Raw genomic sequence first — 17,578 nt, 5'->3', positions numbered from 1 at the left:
GAAAAACCGGGTCGGCGCGTGATGCACTGCTCCCATGGCCGAGCTCCGGATCACCCGTGTGACGTCCGACGATGTCCGCGGCCTCAAGCAGTGGCATGCGGTCATGCGCGAGGGCTACGGTGCCGACCGCACCACACCCTGGTGGCTGAGCGAGGCGGCGATGCTCACCCAGTTCGCCCTGCCCCGCCGGGACAAGACCGATATCGCGCTCATCGCCCGCCTCGGCGAGGAGCCCATCGCGGCCGCGGAGGTCACCCTCATCGCCGACTCCCCCGCCGACGTCGAACTCACCGTCCTCCCGCCGCACCGACGTCGGGGTCATGGCACGGCCCTCGCCGAGGCGGTCGAGCAGATCCTCCGCGACTCCCCCGCCGAGGTCGTCCAGACCGAGACGTACACGCCTGCGGGCATCGCCTTCGCCGAGGCGCGGGGCATGCACGTGGGCAACCGGGAGCAGCGTCTCCTCCTCGACCTGCCCGCCTACCTCGACGCCGATGCGAACCGGTACAAACGCCCGCGCACCCCCGCCCCGCCGGTCGGTCCGGCCGACCCGACGACGGTGCGACCGGACCCCGACTGGACGATCACCTCGTGGATCGGGATGTGCCCGGAGGACCTCGTCGAGGCGTGGGCGAGGCTGCGGACGCAGATGGACGAGGACGTCCCCTTGGGCGACCTCACCCGCCCGGACCACCATGCCGACGTCGCGGCGATCCGCACGCACGAGGAGCGGATGGACGAGCAGGGCTGGGTGCTCGTGAGTTCGCTGGCGCAGATCGACACGGCCGAATCCGGCGCCGAGTCCGGGCCGCTTGCCGTCGGCTACACGGAGATCATGGTCTCCCGGCACGATCCGACGTTCGCGATCCAGGAGGATACCCTCGTCGATCGCGCCCATCGCGGCCAGGGCATCGGCCGTGCGCTCAAGGTCGCGAACATGCGTCAACTCCACGATGTTCCCGAAGCCGGCGGGTCCCGCTGGCTGCAGACCTACACCGCCGTCGACAACACAGCGATGCTTGCCCTCAACGATGACCTCGGCTTCGTCGTCGCGGACACGATGACCGCCCTCGAAGGCCCCGTTCTCGACTACACTGACCAGTGACCGCACCGGCAACGAAGCGAAGCAGGCTACCGTGTCCTCCAACGTCATCATCATGATCGTCGTATTCGTCGTCGTCGCGCTCGTGACGATCCTCATCGTGCGCGGCCGGGCCGCGAAGGCGAAACGGGAGAGGGAGGCCCAGGCGGCCCCTGCGACTCCCCGCGACCCGTTCGCCGCCGATCAGAACACCGGCGGGGACCCTGCCCAGATCAAGGCCGGTGACCTCCTCGAGTTCGGCAACGAGAAGTTCTTCGTCCGCGGCACCCTGCGCATCTCCGAGGGCGGCTACGACTGGGCCGAGCACTTCTTCCAGTCCGACGACTCCGCGACCCGCCTGTGGCTGACCGTCGAACACGACCCGGACCTGCAGGTCTCCCGCTGGCGCGACCGCCCCGACCTCGACATCGAACCGACGAGCAAGTCGATCACGATCGACGGCACCGACTATGAGATCGTCGAGCACGGCACCGCCTCCTACCGCTCCGAGGGCACGACAGGACTGAACGAGAAGGGCGGCCTCGACTACGTCGACTACGAAGCCCCCAACGGGAAGATGCTCGCCTTCGAGCGCTTCGACCACGGCCGCTGGGAAGTGAGCACGGGAGAGTCGATCCCCGTCGGCTCCTTCACGATCTACTCGAGCAGCTGATGAGCCTCGCCCTTCCCCTCGACGTCGCCTTCGCCGACACGAGCTCCGCAGAGCTCCGCTTCTCCCTGTCCCGTCCCCGCATCGCGCCCCTGGCCACGGAGATCGTCGACCTCGCCCTGCCCGGTCTGCGCCTCGAACTCCACGTCATCGGGTCCTCCCACCAGGTCGTCCTCGCCGAGGCGGACCGCGACCTCCTCATCGAGACCTTCGCGTGCCTGCCCGAGACCGGTGCCACCGTCCCCACCGAGGCTCCCCGGTGGGACGAGACGGTGAGCACGACCGGCGTCTGGGCAGGGCTGAGCCGGCATGAGTTCCGCGCCCACCGCTCGGCCGATCCCGCGACGTTCCGCTCCCGCCTCGCCGAGGCGCTCGACTCGGTCCGCTCCCACGACCGTCATCTCCTCGTCGGGTTCCCCGGCGACCCGGATGCGCTCACCGCACTCGCGCTCACCTCGGCGGGTCCCGGTGACGTGGCCTGGCAGACGTGGCACGCCTACCCCCAGCACCACGAGATCGTCCACAGCAGAAGCCAACTCACGGCCGCCTCGGCGAGGGGTGAGCGCTGATGTCGAACGATCCGAACGTCTCGATGGGCGGCGGCAGCTTCGACTTCGACGCCGAACATCGCCGAGGCGGACCGAACGGCCCCAGCAGACCTGGTGGCCCCGGCGGCAACCGTCCCGGAGGGCCGGGCCGCCCCGGAGGACCAGGAGGCCCCGGTGGACCGGGAGGCCCGGGTGGGCCGTGGAACAACGGCCCCGGCGGGCGCGGACCGAACGGCCCCGGCGGCCCGGGCGGACCCGGTCGGCCGGGCGGCGGCTCGGGCCGGTCGGGTCGGAAGTTCGGGTGTGGGACGATCGTCGCCCTCGTCGTCGTCCTCCTCCTCATCGGTCTGCTCATCCAGAGCTGCTCGGGCGGTTCGGGCAATGCCGACTGCGGGGACTACAACCTCGAGAACGGACAGTACGTCTCGGCCCCGAACGCCGGCGACTACGAGAAGAACGGCGACAGCTACGACTACGTCGGCTGCGACACCTCCCGTTCCGGCGGCGGCGGATTCTTCTTCTTCCCGTTCTTCTTCGGCGGCGGAGGAGGCGGGACCGGCTCGAACTACGGGGACGGCTCGGGCTTCCGCGGCGGCGGACCGGGATCGGGCAAATGAGCGATGACAGGACCCGAGCGCACAGCGCGGCCCGAACACACGGAAGAATCCGAGCGCACATGACCAGGCGGACGACCAGCACCAGGAAAGGCAGTCATGTTGATACAACTCCTCATTGAGATCGGGGTCGTCCTCTCCTACGCGGTGAGCGGCGTCGTCCTCATGTTCGTCGGCTACTTCGTCGTCGACCTCCTCACCCCCGGCAAACTCCACATCGTCCTCTGGGAGCAGAAGTCGCGCAATGCCGCGGTCCTCGTCGCCTCCGACCTCATCGGCGTCGCGATCATCGTCATCGCCGCGATCCGGGCGAGCGCGGACGACCTCGTCGCCGGCATCCTCACCACCCTGATCTTCGGTCTCATCGGCATCGCGCTCATGGCCGTGAGCTTCCTCCTCATCGACGCGCTCACCCCGGGCAAGCGCGGGGACATCGTCCACTCCGACCAGCTCCACCCCGAGGTGTGGGTCAACGCCTCGGCCCACATCGGCATCGCCGGCATCATGGCGGCCGCACTGCTGTGAGCCCCGCACTGTGAGCCTCGCACTGTGACCGCGCCGGTGCCCACCGACCCCGGGCCCACCGACTCCGGCGCTGTGACCGCGGGCGCGCCGCTGACCCTTCCGCTCAGCCCCGGCCCCGCCCGCTTCTTCGTCCTCCTCGCCGTCTTCATCTGCGCGAGCTGCGGCATGGTCTACGAACTCGCGCTCGTCGCCCTGGGCTCGTACCTGCTCGGCGACACGATCGTCCAGGCCTCGATCGTGCTCGCCGTCATGGTCTTCGCGATGGGCATCGGGTCGCTCGCGACGAAGCGGCTGACCCATTTCGCGGCCGTCGCCTTCGCCCTCATCGAGGCGGCCCTGGGCGTCATCGGCGGTCTCTCCGTCATCCTCCTCTACCTCGCGTTCGCCTTCGCCGACGTCTACACCGTCGCGATGGTCGCCCTCGCGTTCGTCATCGGCGCGCTCATCGGCGCGGAGATCCCCCTGCTCATGGAGCTCGTCCAGCGCATCCGCGCCCAGCGGGCCTCGAGCGCGGTCGCTGACCTCTTCGCCGCCGACTATGTGGGCGGGCTCGTCGGCGGGCTCGCGTTCCCGTTCGTCCTCCTGCCCGTCTTCGGGCTCACCCGCGGGGCGCTCGCGGTGGGGATCACGAACACCGTCGTCGGCATCCTCATCGTCCTGTGGCTCTTCCGCGCCGAGGTGCGCCGTCGCACGCAGGTCATCCTCGCGGGCCTCCTCGTCCTCATCGTCTCAGGCCTCACCGTGGTCTGGGTCTTCACCGACGACATCGAGGTCACCGCCCGGCAGCGCCTCTACCGCGACCCCATCGTCATCTCCGAGCGCACCGACTATCAGGAGATCGTCGTCACCGAGGCACCGCTGACCGGGGACACCCGCCTCTACCTCAACGGGGACCTCCAGTTCGCCTCGGCCGACGAGTACCGCTATCACGAATCACTGGTCACACCGTTGATGAACGGCTCGAAGCGCAACGTCCTCGTCCTCGGCGGCGGGGATGGGCTCGCGGTGCGGGAGATCCTCAAGTACCCCGACGTCGAATCGGTCACCCTCGTCGACCTCGACCCCCGGATCCTCGAACTCGCCCGCACCTCGGAGCGCTTCACGGAGTTCAACAAGGATTCGCTCGACGATCCGCGGGTGAGAACGATCGCCGCCGACGCGTTCACCTGGCTGCGGGAGGCCAAGCACCCGGCCTACGATGCGATCATCGCCGACCTGCCCGACCCTGACGACGTCGCGACCTCGAAGCTCTACAGCATCGAGTTCTACGGGCTCATCCGCCAGGTCATGGCCCCCGGCGCCCGCCTCGTCGTCCAGGCAGGCTCACCGTACTTCGCCCCGGCCGCGTACTGGGGCATCGGGGAGGCCGTCGCCGAGGCGGGAATGACGACCACGCCCTACCACGTCGATGTGCCGAGCTTCGGCGACTGGGGGTACTTCCTCGCCGCTGCTCCGGGTGACCCGGCCGTGACGACGACGAAGGACGGCGGGCCCGTCGTGACGATGCCCGCCGACGCTCCGTCGGGGCTGAAGTTCGCCACCGCCGAGGTGCTCGCCGCCTCGACGACGTTCCCTCCCGACCGCAACCGCGCCTCCGTCGGCCAGGTCGAACCCTCGACGCTCCTGCGCCCGCGCGTCCTCGATCAGGAACGCGGGGCGTGGGTCGGCTATTGAGCCGGACCGCTCAGAAGTAGCCCATCATCGCGGCGATCGCGCTGATCGAGATGCCGAGGATCGCACCGACGACGGCGATGCCGATGAAGACGATGCCCAGGATGAATCCCCATTTGCCCATCTCGTTGTCACCGAAGCCGCCCTCCTTCGAGGCGCGGCGGGCCATGTAGCCGGTGACGATGCCGACGGCGGGGCCGAGGAAGTTGAAGCCGAGGAACGTCGAGAGCGTGGCGACGAGCGAGATGATGCCGAGCACCTTCCCGGGATCCTCGCTCGTGCGAGCCTGCATCTGGGTCTGCGGTGCGTAGAGCGGCTGCGGGCCGGTGTACGGGTCCCTGTGCTGGTCGAACTGCGGCTGGTCGAACTGCGACTGGCCTGTGTGCTGGTTGCCCTGCGGTGCGAGTGGAGTGCTCATCGTCGTGCCCTTCTCTGTGATCCGGCTGATGCCCTCAGCCTAGGAATCGGCACGAGCGAGCGGAATGGACGTAACCATCGACCTCGGCGGAGGTTTACCCCACCCCGACCGCGCACTGCGAACCCCGAACTGCCCTCAGTGCACCGCCAACAGCGCACTGCCGACCGCACATTGCGCTCAGCGCACGTCGACGAGGGCATGGTCCTTCCGGCCGAGGAGCCAGAGCAGGATCTCCACGGGCTCACCGGTCACCGTCGTCGTCTCCCCGCGTCCGGCACCGTGGCGGCCGAAGCCCGGGCTGACGATCTCGGTGCGTCCCTTCGCCTTCGCCGCTGCCGGCACGAGCGCCATGCGGCACTGCGCCCACACGGTCTCGTTGTCCTTGCGGCTCAGCCGCCGGGGGAACCATTCGAGCTGCGCGCGGCGGATGTCCTCGTGGTGGACGAGATATTCGGTCGTGTTCATCACCGCACCCACCCCGGGCCAGGCGCCGGGCGTCCATTTCGGTGGGGCGCCGACGAGCCCGAGGAGCTCCGAATACGGCAGCGACGCGTAGTCGCGTTCCTTGTCCGCCAGGCGCCCGGCGAACGCGGGCAGTGCGATGCCGAGGGCGGCGACGGGTTCGCGTTCGCGGATGACGAGGTGGGTCGCGAGGTCCCGTGTCGTCCATCCTTCGCAGAGGGTGGGGGCGTCCTCACCGGCGGCGCGGGCGGCGGCGACGAGGCGCAGTCGTTCGGTGCGAGCAAGACTGGTCATGGAAGCAGTCTCTCAGTGTCGCCTTGGATTCCTCTGGACGCCCACTGTGCGAGGAAGTCCCCGACGCGGGAGGTCGAACGATAGGTTGCGAGATCATCGCCCCTGGTGGGGCCGTCGGTGACGATGACGACGGGCTTTCCGGCCTTGGCGCTGGCGCGGACGAATCGCAGGCCCGAGAGCACCGCGAGGGAGGAGCCGAGGACGACGAGCCCGGAGGCCGCCTCGCAGATCCGGTTGGCCGCGTCCACCCGGGCCGGCGGGACGGCGTCGCCGAAGTAGACGACGTCGGGTTTGAGCAGTCCCCCGCAGATCGGACAGTCGAGGACGCGGAAGTGCGCGGTCTCCTCGAGGTCGACGTCGCCGTCGGGGGCGGTCTCGACGTCGATGGGGTCGAGACCGGTCAGCGCCGCGAAGTCCGGGTTGAGTTCGGTGAGCTGCTCCTGCACCCAGTCGCGGTCGAAGGTGTGGCCGTTCCTCAGGCACACGACCCGGTCGAGGCTGCCGTGGAGGTCGACGACGGGGCTGGGACTGCCGACCTCCTCGGCGGCGGCCTGATGGAGGCCATCGACGTTCTGGGTGATGATGCCCGCGACCGGCAGGGAGGCCAGGGCGAGGTGTCCGGCGTTCGGCTTCGCCCACCGCATCCGGGGCCAGCCCACCCAGGACCGGGCCCAGTAGCGGGCGCGCTGTTCGGGGGTGGAGAGGAAGGTCTGGATCGTCATCGGCTGCCGCGGGGCGGCGTCGGGACCGCGGTAGTCGGGGATCCCGGAATCCGTGCTCATCCCTGCCCCGGTGAGCACCGCCCAGTCGGAGGCGTCGTGGTCCCCGGTGAGGACGTCGATGATCTCGGCGTCGGGGTGGCTGGCCACGGGCCGGGTCCGGCCGCGCAGCGGATCGACGATGACTGCCATGGTCTCCTCTGGTTCCTCGCTCATGGGCTCCCCCGGTCGGCCGTGTGCGCGCCACCCCTTCCCAGGGCCACGGTCTAGGGTGGTCCCATGGTCAGCGTACTGCTCGTTCATCACTCTCCGTCACCTGCCACGAAGAGAATCGCCGAGGCGGCTGAGGCCGGTCTGCGTCTGCCCGAGCTCGGCGAGGTCGATGTTGTCATCCGGCCGGCGCTTGAGGCCACGGTCGACGATGTGCTCGCCGCCGATGCCTATGTGCTCGGGACGACGGTGAACTTCGGCTACATCTCCGGGGCGCTCAAGCACTTCTTCGACACCACGTACTACGCGGTGCGCGAGCCGACCGCGGGACGTCCGTTCTCGTATTGGATCCACGGCGGCTATGACACGACGGGGGCCGAGACGGCGATGGGTCAGATCACGACGGGGCTGGGCTGGTCGCTCGTCTTCGACCCGCTCATCCGCACGGGAGAGGTCACCGAGGCCGACCTCGAGACGGCCACGGACCTCGCGGCGACGGTGGCCGCTTCGGCACTGTGAGAAAGTTTTGCGAAACTACTTTCCAATTTGGAAAGTAGTTGCTAGGCTGAAATCACTTCCACCCCGGAAGCGAGCTTTCCCAGGATCCCTCCGAAGGAGCAGCCATGACCACGCCCACCCCGCAGCAAGCCACCGACCTCCTCGCGCAGATCGATTCGACCCAGAAGCAGGCCCGCAGCACCGACGCATGGCCGCTCGTCATCCTCCTCATCGTCATCAGCGCCGCCGCCTCGATCGGCCTCTTCGCGATGGCCGTCATCGACGATCCGACGACGCAGCTCGTCATCCTCGGCGCCGCTGCGGCGTGGATGATCCCCGCGTTCGCCGTCTACCTCACCTCGGCGCTGAGCTGGAGCCGCCGTTCGACGTTCCTCCTCGTCACGTGGCTGCCGGTCACCGCCCTCGCCTTCATCGCCGGCGTCGTCGCCGACTCGATGACTCCGGGCTCGTGGGTGACCTTCGCCGCGGCCGGAGTCATCTGGGTGGCCTCGCTGGTCTTCGCCCTCCTCGGCCTGCGCCGCTGAGGCCAGGGTGGACGAGTGAGACAGGAGTCATGATGAATGCCACCCCAGCCGCTTCAAGCAACGATGCGGATGAGACGATCCCCCACCTCGGCGAATCCCTGGCCCGGATCGATCCGGACCTCGGCAATCCCACCCGGCTCGGACTCGTCGCGAGCCTGAAGAACCGGGACCGCGCGGAGTTCAAGCTGCTGCGCGATTCCCTCGGGATCTCCGACTCCGTGCTCTCACGGCATGTGACCGCGCTCGAGAAGGCCGGGCTGGTCTCCGTCGCGAAGGGCTATGTCGGCAAACGACCCCGCACGTGGGTCTCGATCACGAAGGACGGGATCCGCCGCCTCGACGGCCACGTCCAGGCCCTGCGGGAGATCGCCGGCGGTTGAGGATCCACGGGCAAGGACATGCAGGAGATCGCCTGCAGACGAGGGCTGGCATCCGCACTGGGCGGGTGTCAGCCCTCCTCGCGGCGGCGGACGATCTCGGTGATCCAGATCGGCGCGAACGGCGAGGTGCAGTTCGGCGGGGTCGGATAGTCCTTGAGGACCTCGAGGCGTTCGCCGATGTCGAGCGCGCGGTCGCGCAGGTCGGGGTTCTCGATGCCGATCGAGGCCAACGTCTCGTTCATCGCCCATTGGAGTCGCTCGGGTGCGTCCTTCATCTCCGCTTCGATGACGTCGAGGAGGCCCGGCAGGTCGAGCCCCTCGGGCGACCTGTTCACCCGCTCCGAGGTCAGCGCCCACCCGGCCGAGGCGACGACGGGATCGGGATCGGCCATCCACCGCTGTCGCAGCGCCTCGGCGTGCGGTGACTTCTTGACGATGTAGTTGACCAGCCAGCCGTGGACCTTGGGCACGCGGGATTCACGGAGCATCGCATCGAGCTGGTCCTCGTCGTAGGACTTCGGCCGCATGATGAGGATCGCCACGAGTCGGGCCGCCGTGTCACCGGTCGCCCAGAGGTCGAGGGCGAGCTCGTCGTTCTTCTTCAGCTCCTTCGCGATCGCCCGCAGCTTCGTGAGATTGACCCCGTGGTCATCCCCATGCTTCTCGTTGACCGCCCGCGCCTTGGGATCCTCGAGTTCCGCGAGCGCCGCCGTCACGCTCTCCACCGTTGCCTCGACCATTGATTCCCCCTCGATCTCGGTCTCCGCTGCCCGGGCCCCTACCCGTGCTCCTGCCTGGCTCGATGATAGCGCCCGGGTTCGTCGTGACTGGGCCGTCGGCAGCCTCAGCCTTCCACCGGCCCGAGCCCCTCTCCTGACCTAGCGCCGGCGTTCAGCCGCGCCGCCTGCCGGAGGAGATGGTCGCGTTCGCCGACTGTCGTCGCCTTCTCCGCCGCCTGCGCATAGAGTTCCACGGCCGCCGCGTCGTCCCCGGCGAGTTCGCGCAGATGCGCATGGGCCGCGTCGAAGCGCGGCAGCGTCTCATCGCAGTCCGCGAGGTCCGCCAGCCCCGCCTGCGCACCGTCTGCCTCCCCCACGGCGACCGCCCGGGCCAGCCGCGCGACCGGGTTCTCGCGCAGGGCGAGCAGTTCGTCGTACCAGCTCACGATCTGCGGCCAGTCGGTGTCCTCGAACCGCAGTGCGTCGGCATGGACGGCGGCGATCGCCGCCTGCGCCTGGAACTCGCCGAGGCGGTCCCGAGCCAGCGCCGCCTGGAGGAGGCCGATGCCCTCGGCGATGGAGTCCGTGTCCCACAGCCGACGATCCTGTTCGGCAAGCGGCACGAGACGCCCACCGGGCCCGAACCGCGCCGGACGTCGCGCATGGTGGATGAGCATGAGGGCGAGCAGGCCGGCCGCCTTGGCGTCGTCGGTGAGGTCGGTGAGCCGCCGCGTCAGTCGGATGGCTTCGACGGCGAGGTCGATCTCACCGGTGTAGCCCTCGTTGAAGACGAGGTAGAGGACCGTGAGCACCGCCCCGAGGTCGCCGGGCCGGTTGAGGCGGGTGCCCGCGATCGCCCGTTTGGCCCGTGAGATCCGCTGCGCCATCGTCGCTTCGGGGACGAGGAACGCCGCCGCGATCTGCGTCGTCGTCAGTCCCCCGACGGCCCGCAGGGTCAGGGCCACCGCCGAGGCGGGGCTGAGATCGGGATGGGCGCAGAGGATGAAGAGGTCGAGGGTGTCCTCCCTCGCCGAGGCGACCGCCCCGTCCGCGGGGCCGAGCTCTTCCCGTGCCGCCCTGAACTCACGGTCGGTGCGGGCGCTCCGTGACCGAACGAGGTCGAGGTGCCTGCGCCAGGCCACCGTGATCAGCCAGGCCCGTGGATCATCGGGCGGCGAGGCCGACCACGCACTCAGGGCGGCGATGAGCGCCTCCTGCACGGCATCCTCGGCGTCGGAGAACTCCGCTCCCCGAGCGCAGAGGACGCCGATGACGGCGGGCACGAGATCGCGCAGCGCCTCCTCGTCGACGTCCGCCGTCATCGTCGATCAACCCGCTCGCCGCTGTCCGCTCATCGTGACCCGTTCCCCTCAGCCCTCCCAGCCGTCGGAGCCGGGCGTGTTGTCGAGGAAGGGGCGCAGTTCGAGCCATTCGTTGATCGGCTTGCCCTGGTAGCCGGGGGCCGCGGAGAGTTCCGCGGCGAGCTCGAGAGCCCGGTCATAGGACTCGACGTCGATGGCCATCCAGCCGGCGATGAGGTCCTTCGTCTCAGGGAACGGACCGTCGGTGACCGGGGGCCTGCCCGCACCGTCGGCACGGACGAAGACGCCGTCGGGTGAGAGCGCCTGCGCATCGACGAACTCGCCGGTCTCCCGCAGTCGGTCGGCGAAGTCGTTCATGTACTGCATGTGGGCGTCGATCTCCGCAGGAGTCCACTTGTCCATCGGCACGAAGTCGATGTAGTCCGGGTGCCCGCGGTAGTGCTTGAGCATGAGGTACTTGGCCATGACATTCTCCTTGTTCGGTGCCGCCGCTCACCGGGTGGTGGCCGCTGACACCCCTGAGACGGAGCTGTGATCGGATTCTCGACATCCTCGGCGAGATCCTCCTCAGAATAATCCCTGCCCGCACTCCCCGCACTGGTGAGAGCATCCGCACCCATGGAACAATGCGGCCGCCGCCGTCGTTGATCCAGTGACGGCCGGCCCCACGACCGCCTCACATCGACAGCGAGGAGCGCACCATGACCACACGCGTCCAATTCGATCGCAACGGAGACATCGACGAACTCCATACCGCCGAGGTCGAGGTTCCCGAGACCGGGCCCGGGCAGGTGAGGGTGCAGGTGCTCTACGCCGGCCTCAATCCCGTCGACCTGACGATCCTCTCCGGCGGCTTCGGGCCCGCGAAGGGCACCCGGGGTGTGGGCATGGACTTCTCCGGGATCGTCGCCGAGGTGGGTGAGGGCGTCGAGGACTTCTCCCCCGGCCAGCTCGTCTTCGGCGGCTACCCCAACCATTCGCAGGCCGAGACCCTGCTCATCAAGGACCCCGAGAAGCGCCTCGATGCGATCCCCAAGGGACTGGGCACCGATGTCGCCGGCGGCCTCTACATCGCCGGGCGCACCGCGATCTCCGGCATCCGCGCCATCGCCCCTGCTGCCGGGGAGACCGTGTTCGTCTCCGGTGCCTCAGGCGGGGTCGGCATCATCGCCGCCCAGCTCGCCCTCGGTCTCGGCGCCCGGGTCATCGGCACCGCGAGCGCGGACAACCTCCAGCTGCTCCGGGCGCTCGGCATCGACGCGATCGAATACGGCGACGGTCTCGAGGACCGGCTGCGGGCGGCCGCCCCGAACGGCATCCAGGCCGCCTACTCGACGCGCGGCGAGGACGAGATCGCACTGCTGCTCGGACTCGGTGTGCCTGCTGATCGGATCAACTCGATCGCCGCAGGCCCCGAGGTCGCCGAGAAGTTCGGCGTCCACACCTCCGGCGAGGCCGTCGCTCAGCGCGGTGACCTCGCGTGGCTGGCCAAGGCGATCGCCTACGGTCACGTCTTCGTGCCCATCGGCGGCGTCTTCCCGCTCACCGAGGTCCAGGACGCCTACCGGTTCCTCCGCGCCGGCCACCCGATCGGCAAGGTGCTGCTGAAGATGGCGCCGAAGCCCTTCACCGAGGAGCAGCGGACCTTCCTCACCAGCTGACGACGTCCTGCTCGGGCAGCGCCTGGACTCACGCGACCGGGACCCGCACGGCAGCATCACCGCTGCGTCGGGTCCCGAGTCGTCTGCGCCCATAGCCGATAAGGGCTGCGGCGATCGCGAGCGGCCACGCGAAGAACGGAATGTAGCAGGTCAGCAGCAGCGTCCGTTGACCGGGACTCATGCCGATGTCGGGAGTCCATCCCGCCTCGGCGCCCGTCCACACGAGGACGAACTTCACCAGCACGGAGCCAATGAGGATGAGCAGCACAGCGCACCCGATGCCGCCGACGATGAGGACGAGTCCGGTCGGGATCGTCCTCCCGCCGAGGCGGGGCACCCAGTCCGGCACGACCTCGCCCCACGGCCGGATGAGTCCGAAACCGAGGACGGCGACGACGAGGGTGAGCACCTCGAGGCCGAGGACGTAGCCGATCGCCTCGCCCGAGGACCGGAACTCACTGCTCATCCCGAACCCGACGTCGAGTCCGGCGAGCATGGCGATGCGCCAGGCCACGCTCGGCAGCGGCAGCAGCAGACTCCCCCACCCGGCGACGCGCACCCACCTCGGCAAGGGGTTCGGGGAGGCGGTCAACGGTTTTAAATCTCTTGTTCTAAAACTCATGCTCTAAAACTAGCTATGATGGTGAGCCATGGCAAGACCTGCGCGCTTCTCCGATGACGACATCCTCGACGGGGCCGCGTCGGCACTCGCCGAGCACGGCCCGCGGGCGACGATCGCCGATGTCGCGGCCGCGATCGGTGGGCCGACCGGCTCGATCTATCACCGCTTCGCCTCCCGCGACGAGGTGTTCGCCCGGCTGTGGCTGCGCTCGATCGGTCGCTTCCACGCAGGACTCCTCGCTGCGTACGGCCTGCCGGATCCGCGGGAGGCGGTGGCCGCCTCGGCGCGGCACGTCTCCGCGTTCTGCCGGGACGATCCGCTCGCAGCCCGCTCGATGCTCCTCCACCGGCAGTCGACGCTGGCCGCCGAGGGCCCAGCGGGCGTGCGCGACGAGGCGGCGCACATCAACGACGACATCGATGCGGCGATGGACGACCTGCTTCTCCGGCGCTTTCCCGACCCGACGCCGCACCGCCGGGAGCTGCTGTCGATGGGCACCCGCTTGGCGCCCTACGGCATCGTCCGCCCCTTCATCGGCGGTGAGGTGCCGGCCTGGGTCGACGACGCGGTGGCCGCCTCGGCGCAGGCGATCGTCGGCCTCGGGGACTGAGCCCACACCACGCACAGACGGCCCTCCGGCCTCCCGGGGTCTCGACATCGCGGGCATTCGATGGCACTCTGATATGGCAATGCACGTTGCCGTCATTGCGCAACCGAGAACTCGCAGATCCGAATTCGCAGATCCGAAGGAGAACGACCATGGCCGTTTCAGACAAGACGATCGCCTTCCTCCTCACCCGCGGCGTCGAGCAGGTCGAGCTGACCAGCCCGCGCGCGGCCCTCGACGAGGCCGGGGCGACGACGGTGCTCATCTCCCCCTCCGAGGGCACGCTCCAGGCGATGGAGGGCGATTGGGACCACGCGGACACCTTCGACGTCGATGTGCCGCTCGCGGAGGCGAACGCCGCCGACTACGACGCCCTCGTCCTGCCCGGCGGCACGATCAACGCCGACACCCTGCGCACCGACGGGGACGCGGTGGCGTTCGTCAAGGCGTTCTTCGACGCCGACAAGCCGGTGGCCGCGATCTGCCATGCCCCGTGGATCCTCGCCGAGGCGGGCGTGGCCAAGGGTCGGTCGCTCACCTCGTTCGAGTCGACGAAGGTCGATCTCGAGAACGCGGGGGCGGAATGGACCGACGCCGAGGTGGTCGTCGACGGCAACCTCATCACCTCCCGCAACCCCGGCGATCTCGCCGCGTTCAACCAGGCGATCGCCGAGAAGCTCAGCTGAGACTGAGCACGATCGACGAACTCCCCGGATCGGTGCGGTCCGGGGAGTTCGCCTCGTCGTCACCTGCTGTCTGTCCGCTGGTATTGACACGTGCGCATAAGATCATGCCATGCGTGCTTCTTCCCCCGGGCGTACTGCGTCCGGCCTCGTATCCTGCCTGCTCATCGCCGTTCTCGTCGTCTTCACCGGGTCACTGACCCCGGCAGCGGCCGCCTATCCGACGAAGGGGGCGATCGGGTCGATGCACCGCTCGCTCGGCGGAGACAAGGGGCGGCTCGGTCCCGCGGTCGGTCCCGAACGATGCACGCTCAAGGACAAGGGCTGCTATCAGACGTTCCGCTCCGGCACGATCCACTGGACGAAGGCGACCGGGGCGCGGGCGACGTGGGGCGCCATCCGCTCCGCGTGGCAGAAATCCGGATGGGAGAACGGGAAGCTCGGCTACCCGACGAGCAACGAGTACCGGTCCGGCTCCGAGACCCGTCAGGACTTCCAGAACGGGCGCATCACGTGGACGGCGAAATCGGGAGCAAAGGTCCAAGTGACGACGGCACCGTCGACATTCACGCTCAAGGGCTCGGGGTTCGGGCACGGGGTCGGCATGAGCCAGTACGGCGCCCAGGGCATGGCTGCCCAGGGAAAGAGCGCCACCCAGATCCTCGAGCACTACTACAATCCCGCGACGGTGACGCAGACCGCGTCGAACGCGAACGCGGACATCACCGTCCAACTGCTCGCCGGGCAGAAGTCGGTGACGCTCACCCCGTCAGCGGGCAGGCTGCGCGTCAAGGTCTCCGGCAGGACGATCGAGTCGGGGTCGACGATCACCGTCGAGCGCACCTCGGCAGGCACAGTCAGGGCGAAGGTCGGGTCGAAGTCGTACGAGTCGACGTGGCTGACCGTCGAATGGCAGGGCACCCGGTACTGGTCGGGGTCGCAGAAGACGACGGTCGCGGTCTCCAAGGCGCAGAGCGGGTCGACGGGGACCTACCGGCACGGGAGGATCGAGATCCGGCAGCTGAAGAACGCACTCAACGTGCTCGGCATCATGAGGACGAACAGCGAATACCTGCCCGGCATCGCCGAGGTGCCCACCTCGTGGAAGCCGGCGGCCCTCCAGGCGCAGGCGATCGCCGCCCGGACGTACGCGTACCGCAACCTCGGACCGCTCAAAGCTGCGTGCGCGTGCAACGTCTACGACGAGGTCACCTCGCAGCACTTCAAGGGCTGGGCGCATGAGAACGCGAAGGACAGCGGGCCGTGGCGCCGGGCCGTACAGGACACGCAGTCCGGGTCGGGGGCGAGTGTGAGGAACGCGAAGGTCGTCATGTACAAGGGCGGGCTCATCGACGCCGTGTACTCCTCGTCCTCGGGTGGGAAGACGAACTCCGCCGCCGAGGTATGGGGCAGCGACATCCCCTACCTGCGCTCCCGTGACGATGCGGCCTCGAAGACCGCGGCCGCCCGCAATCCGAACGCCTCGTGGACGGTGAAGCCCTCACAGGCCGCGATGGCGAAGGCGTTCGGTCTGCCCGACGTCGCCCGTGTCGACCTCACCCGCTCGTCCTCGGGGCTCGTGACATCCGCGAAGGCCACCTCGACGAAGGGCAAGACTGCTACGCGCACGGGCGCGCAGCTGCGCAGCTCGCTGAAGCTCAAGTCCGCGTCGTTCACGCTGGGGTGATTGCGAAAGACCTCGCCGAACGTCGACGCAACCGCACAAACTTCAATAACAGGGTTCAAGACATATGGAGACTGCACCACCGATCAGCTAACCGTCACTGCTTTCTACGGTGCTAAAGTCACGGTCGGCGGAGTACTCAAGCGGTGGCATGACGTAAACAGCCCCATCGGCGCTTAATAGACTCACTCGCAAGCCGACACCTTTAGCACTCAGCTCAAAAAGACCCTGCTTGAAACATTCGCGCTCTTTTGAAACTTTCAACCAATCCACCACGAACCGACCATCAAAATCACCCAACATTTCAAATTTAACTTCCTGAATCGCATCAACGGAAATTTTCATCTGAACGTAAACTTTGTCGCCGTAACGCACAGCCCACGGTGCAATCAATTCTATTTCCTCTAATATGATCCAATCATCTCCACTGTCAATCGGAGAATCGTTAGCATCGAATTGCTCTATATCTTGAATTGTTTCCGACTCTTCAATAGGAATTGCATCAGAGATCGCGACTCCAGAGTCATTCATCGTCATGTCGTCTTCAGTTGAACGCTGGGGCTTCAGAGATAGATTCTGCATGAATCCGAACTCTCCGTCGTGCATACCGTCGTAGATTCGTGCGACGGCGCTCAGGTATTGGGGAGTTTTGTTAACCCTATTGGCGTACGACTTAATTTCGAACGGACCAAGCCGCTCTCCGAACTGTTCACCCGCAGTCCCTGACAGTTTCTTCGCAAGCAGTTCTATTGACTTCACATCAACCTCACCTAGCGAGACATTTTGGCCATCTTCAGACATTCCTCGCTCTGAAGATTTTAAAGATTTCTCAAAGTCGTCAGCCTGGGCAATCCCTAAACTCTTCGGACCGATACCATCAGGCATGACCCGAAATAGCCACAATTCGATGCGCCGTAATGGCGTAGGACGATTTCTTGACTCTACTTCAATCACAGCCAGCATCAACGGCAGATTTGCATTGTGCCTCAATGCACTCTCAGCTGCGGCGCCGACATAAAAATCCTTAATCTTGAGACCACCAAGCGTGGAGTTTGCTCCCGCAGAAGAACCACCAGCATTCGTAATAGCCTGAAATCCAGCGAATGCGATTCCGGTGAATATCGCCGTCCAGATTCCCAAAACCACTCCCCTGGCGTCCGGAGTGAAATAGACAACATATTTCGAATTAATAGATACGAAAAAGGTTAAACCAGCAAGAATGATGGCCATGACTAAGAAGTACAGAAACTGTGCCGAATAACTTGCCCGCTTCGACCCAGAAGTCACGATAGAATATAGATTAGTTGTGACTAGATGAGCCGTCAAAAACGTCCATAGTGAGACGGTTGTATTCATTTTCCACGCCTCAGCAAGAGCAACAAGGAGAAGCGCACACAGGAAATAGGGCACTGTCCTCCAGATCACCACCTTCATTGGTGCGTCTAAGAACCAGTGCGTGACTCTACGAGAGCTGTCGAAGTAGTTCTCTGGCCAGCTCACACGAGCTAACAGGAACACGGCGATGTCAAGGCGTCGAAGCAACATGGGGCTCGCCGGCGAGCAGTCGAGCGAATGCCTCGGTGGGCGTGAGATAGCCCAGTCGGCGGCGGGGTCGATTGTTGATCTCCTCGGCGATGGTGGTGAG

The 17,578-nt window shown here is 67.1% G+C and carries 20 protein-coding genes and 2 pseudogenes; 13 read left to right on the top strand and 9 right to left on the bottom strand.

Annotated features, from left to right (window positions below; genetic code table 11):
* Nucleotides 1-34: 34 nt before the first annotated feature.
* The 6 genes and pseudogenes from AACX88_RS17680 to AACX88_RS12345 form a co-directional block, all read left to right on the top strand.
* Nucleotides 35-421: pseudogene (locus AACX88_RS17680) on the top strand (GNAT family N-acetyltransferase); the annotation flags it as partial.
* A gap of 715 nt (nucleotides 422-1,136) precedes the next feature.
* A complete protein-coding gene (locus tag AACX88_RS12365) occupies nucleotides 1,137-1,754 on the top strand; it encodes a DUF4178 domain-containing protein (RefSeq protein WP_339393241.1) in 618 nt (205 codons plus the stop codon).
* Nucleotides 1,754-2,320 (top strand): DUF2617 family protein, encoded by a 567-nt coding sequence (locus AACX88_RS12360; RefSeq protein ID WP_339393240.1) that lies wholly within the window; start codon nucleotides 1,754-1,756, stop codon nucleotides 2,318-2,320. The genes AACX88_RS12365 and AACX88_RS12360 overlap by 1 nt, the downstream gene beginning before the upstream one ends.
* Nucleotides 2,320-2,916 carry a hypothetical protein gene (locus AACX88_RS12355; RefSeq protein WP_339393239.1) on the top strand — a complete coding sequence of 199 codons (597 nt, stop codon included), beginning with the start codon at nucleotides 2,320-2,322 and terminating at the stop codon, nucleotides 2,914-2,916. Before AACX88_RS12360 ends, AACX88_RS12355 begins: the two co-directional genes overlap by 1 nt.
* Nucleotides 2,917-3,012: 96 nt before the next feature.
* Entirely contained in the window at nucleotides 3,013-3,438 is a 426-nt protein-coding gene (locus AACX88_RS12350; RefSeq protein ID WP_259801404.1) for a DUF350 domain-containing protein, read from the top strand.
* A 24-nt stretch (nucleotides 3,439-3,462) separates the two neighbouring features.
* Complete coding sequence (locus AACX88_RS12345; protein WP_339393238.1) at nucleotides 3,463-5,112, top strand: polyamine aminopropyltransferase; 1,650 nt, start codon at nucleotides 3,463-3,465, stop codon at nucleotides 5,110-5,112.
* A 10-nt stretch (nucleotides 5,113-5,122) separates the two neighbouring features.
* Here the strand turns inward: AACX88_RS12345 and AACX88_RS12340 are convergent, their stop codons facing one another.
* From AACX88_RS12340 to AACX88_RS12330, 3 genes are all read right to left on the bottom strand, one after another.
* Entirely contained in the window at nucleotides 5,123-5,527 is a 405-nt protein-coding gene (locus tag AACX88_RS12340; protein WP_339393237.1) for a DUF4190 domain-containing protein, read from the bottom strand.
* Nucleotides 5,528-5,704: 177 nt separating this feature from the next.
* Complete coding sequence (locus AACX88_RS12335; RefSeq protein ID WP_259801400.1) at nucleotides 5,705-6,283, bottom strand: TIGR03085 family metal-binding protein; 579 nt, start codon at nucleotides 6,281-6,283, stop codon at nucleotides 5,705-5,707.
* Entirely contained in the window at nucleotides 6,280-7,218 is a 939-nt protein-coding gene (locus AACX88_RS12330; protein WP_259801398.1) for a Sir2 family NAD-dependent protein deacetylase, read from the bottom strand. The genes AACX88_RS12335 and AACX88_RS12330 overlap by 4 nt, the downstream gene beginning before the upstream one ends.
* 63 nt (nucleotides 7,219-7,281) lie before the next feature.
* On the opposite strand from AACX88_RS12330, the gene AACX88_RS12325 reads away from it, so the two are divergent.
* The 3 genes from AACX88_RS12325 (at nucleotide 7,282) to AACX88_RS12315 (ending at nucleotide 8,635) form a co-directional block, all read left to right on the top strand.
* The gene (locus AACX88_RS12325) at nucleotides 7,282-7,731 is read left to right on the top strand and encodes a flavodoxin family protein (protein ID WP_259801396.1); all 450 of its coding nucleotides are present in this window, start codon (nucleotides 7,282-7,284) and stop codon (nucleotides 7,729-7,731) included.
* 104 nt (nucleotides 7,732-7,835) lie between these two features.
* On the top strand, nucleotides 7,836-8,255 hold the full coding sequence (locus AACX88_RS12320; RefSeq protein WP_259801394.1) for a hypothetical protein: 420 nt from the start codon (nucleotides 7,836-7,838) through the stop codon (nucleotides 8,253-8,255).
* A 32-nt stretch (nucleotides 8,256-8,287) separates the two neighbouring features.
* The gene (locus tag AACX88_RS12315) at nucleotides 8,288-8,635 is read left to right on the top strand and encodes a winged helix-turn-helix domain-containing protein (RefSeq protein ID WP_259801392.1); all 348 of its coding nucleotides are present in this window, start codon (nucleotides 8,288-8,290) and stop codon (nucleotides 8,633-8,635) included.
* A gap of 68 nt (nucleotides 8,636-8,703) precedes the next feature.
* Here the strand turns inward: AACX88_RS12315 and AACX88_RS12310 are convergent, their stop codons facing one another.
* From AACX88_RS12310 to AACX88_RS12300, 3 genes are all read right to left on the bottom strand, one after another.
* Complete coding sequence (locus AACX88_RS12310) at nucleotides 8,704-9,375, bottom strand: DNA alkylation repair protein (RefSeq protein ID WP_259801390.1); 672 nt, start codon at nucleotides 9,373-9,375, stop codon at nucleotides 8,704-8,706.
* 104 nt (nucleotides 9,376-9,479) lie between these two features.
* The gene (locus tag AACX88_RS12305; RefSeq protein ID WP_339393235.1) at nucleotides 9,480-10,676 is read right to left on the bottom strand and encodes an RNA polymerase sigma factor; all 1,197 of its coding nucleotides are present in this window, start codon (nucleotides 10,674-10,676) and stop codon (nucleotides 9,480-9,482) included.
* Between the two features lie 48 nt (nucleotides 10,677-10,724).
* Nucleotides 10,725-11,141, bottom strand: a complete 417-nt coding sequence (locus tag AACX88_RS12300; protein WP_259801386.1) for a YciI family protein — start codon at nucleotides 11,139-11,141, stop codon at nucleotides 10,725-10,727.
* A gap of 236 nt (nucleotides 11,142-11,377) precedes the next feature.
* Here AACX88_RS12300 and AACX88_RS12295 point away from each other — a divergent pair, with 236 nt between their 5' ends.
* On the top strand, nucleotides 11,378-12,337 hold the full coding sequence (locus AACX88_RS12295; RefSeq protein ID WP_339393234.1) for an NADP-dependent oxidoreductase: 960 nt from the start codon (nucleotides 11,378-11,380) through the stop codon (nucleotides 12,335-12,337).
* 28 nt (nucleotides 12,338-12,365) lie between these two features.
* Here AACX88_RS12295 and AACX88_RS12290 read toward each other — a convergent pair whose 3' ends face one another.
* The gene (locus AACX88_RS12290; protein ID WP_339393233.1) at nucleotides 12,366-12,929 is read right to left on the bottom strand and encodes a hypothetical protein; all 564 of its coding nucleotides are present in this window, start codon (nucleotides 12,927-12,929) and stop codon (nucleotides 12,366-12,368) included.
* A gap of 58 nt (nucleotides 12,930-12,987) precedes the next feature.
* On the opposite strand from AACX88_RS12290, the gene AACX88_RS12285 reads away from it, so the two are divergent.
* From AACX88_RS12285 to AACX88_RS12275, 3 genes are all read left to right on the top strand, one after another.
* The gene (locus AACX88_RS12285) at nucleotides 12,988-13,569 is read left to right on the top strand and encodes a TetR/AcrR family transcriptional regulator (RefSeq protein WP_339393232.1); all 582 of its coding nucleotides are present in this window, start codon (nucleotides 12,988-12,990) and stop codon (nucleotides 13,567-13,569) included.
* 149 nt (nucleotides 13,570-13,718) lie between these two features.
* Nucleotides 13,719-14,252, top strand: a complete 534-nt coding sequence (locus AACX88_RS12280) for a type 1 glutamine amidotransferase domain-containing protein (RefSeq protein WP_339393231.1) — start codon at nucleotides 13,719-13,721, stop codon at nucleotides 14,250-14,252.
* A 109-nt stretch (nucleotides 14,253-14,361) separates the two neighbouring features.
* Nucleotides 14,362-15,936, top strand: coding sequence for a SpoIID/LytB domain-containing protein (locus AACX88_RS12275; protein ID WP_339393230.1), 1,575 nt, complete (start codon nucleotides 14,362-14,364; stop codon nucleotides 15,934-15,936).
* Between the two features lie 87 nt (nucleotides 15,937-16,023).
* Here the strand turns inward: AACX88_RS12275 and AACX88_RS12270 are convergent, their stop codons facing one another.
* Nucleotides 16,024-17,163 (bottom strand): hypothetical protein, encoded by a 1,140-nt coding sequence (locus AACX88_RS12270; RefSeq protein WP_339393229.1) that lies wholly within the window; start codon nucleotides 17,161-17,163, stop codon nucleotides 16,024-16,026.
* 295 nt (nucleotides 17,164-17,458) lie between these two features.
* Nucleotides 17,459-17,578, bottom strand: a pseudogene (locus AACX88_RS17675) (IS30 family transposase); the annotation flags it as partial.

Source organism: Brevibacterium metallidurans (assembly GCF_037101285.1).
Taxonomy (GTDB): domain Bacteria; phylum Actinomycetota; class Actinomycetes; order Actinomycetales; family Brevibacteriaceae; genus Brevibacterium; species Brevibacterium metallidurans.
The sequence above is the reverse complement of the archived record's forward strand: the minus strand, read 5'-3'. Positions and strand labels throughout refer to the sequence as shown.

Coding starts and splice junctions, on each gene's coding strand:
- AACX88_RS12340 (WP_339393237.1), bottom strand. CDS start 5,527: ATGAGCACTCCACTCGCACCGCAGGGCAACCAGCACACAGGCCAGTCG.
- AACX88_RS12295 (WP_339393234.1), top strand. CDS start 11,378: ATGACCACACGCGTCCAATTCGATCGCAACGGAGACATCGACGAACTC.
- AACX88_RS12285 (WP_339393232.1), top strand. CDS start 12,988: ATGGCAAGACCTGCGCGCTTCTCCGATGACGACATCCTCGACGGGGCC.
- AACX88_RS12350 (WP_259801404.1), top strand. CDS start 3,013: ATGTTGATACAACTCCTCATTGAGATCGGGGTCGTCCTCTCCTACGCG.
- AACX88_RS12315 (WP_259801392.1), top strand. CDS start 8,288: ATGAATGCCACCCCAGCCGCTTCAAGCAACGATGCGGATGAGACGATC.
- AACX88_RS12275 (WP_339393230.1), top strand. CDS start 14,362: ATGCGTGCTTCTTCCCCCGGGCGTACTGCGTCCGGCCTCGTATCCTGC.
- AACX88_RS12355 (WP_339393239.1), top strand. CDS start 2,320: ATGTCGAACGATCCGAACGTCTCGATGGGCGGCGGCAGCTTCGACTTC.
- AACX88_RS12360 (WP_339393240.1), top strand. CDS start 1,754: ATGAGCCTCGCCCTTCCCCTCGACGTCGCCTTCGCCGACACGAGCTCC.
- AACX88_RS12335 (WP_259801400.1), bottom strand. CDS start 6,283: ATGACCAGTCTTGCTCGCACCGAACGACTGCGCCTCGTCGCCGCCGCC.
- AACX88_RS12325 (WP_259801396.1), top strand. CDS start 7,282: ATGGTCAGCGTACTGCTCGTTCATCACTCTCCGTCACCTGCCACGAAG.
- AACX88_RS12305 (WP_339393235.1), bottom strand. CDS start 10,676: ATGACGGCGGACGTCGACGAGGAGGCGCTGCGCGATCTCGTGCCCGCC.
- AACX88_RS12300 (WP_259801386.1), bottom strand. CDS start 11,141: ATGGCCAAGTACCTCATGCTCAAGCACTACCGCGGGCACCCGGACTAC.
- AACX88_RS12310 (WP_259801390.1), bottom strand. CDS start 9,375: ATGGTCGAGGCAACGGTGGAGAGCGTGACGGCGGCGCTCGCGGAACTC.
- AACX88_RS12270 (WP_339393229.1), bottom strand. CDS start 17,163: ATGGCCATCATTCTTGCTGGTTTAACCTTTTTCGTATCTATTAATTCG.
- AACX88_RS12330 (WP_259801398.1), bottom strand. CDS start 7,218: ATGAGCGAGGAACCAGAGGAGACCATGGCAGTCATCGTCGATCCGCTG.
- AACX88_RS12320 (WP_259801394.1), top strand. CDS start 7,836: ATGACCACGCCCACCCCGCAGCAAGCCACCGACCTCCTCGCGCAGATC.
- AACX88_RS12280 (WP_339393231.1), top strand. CDS start 13,719: ATGGCCGTTTCAGACAAGACGATCGCCTTCCTCCTCACCCGCGGCGTC.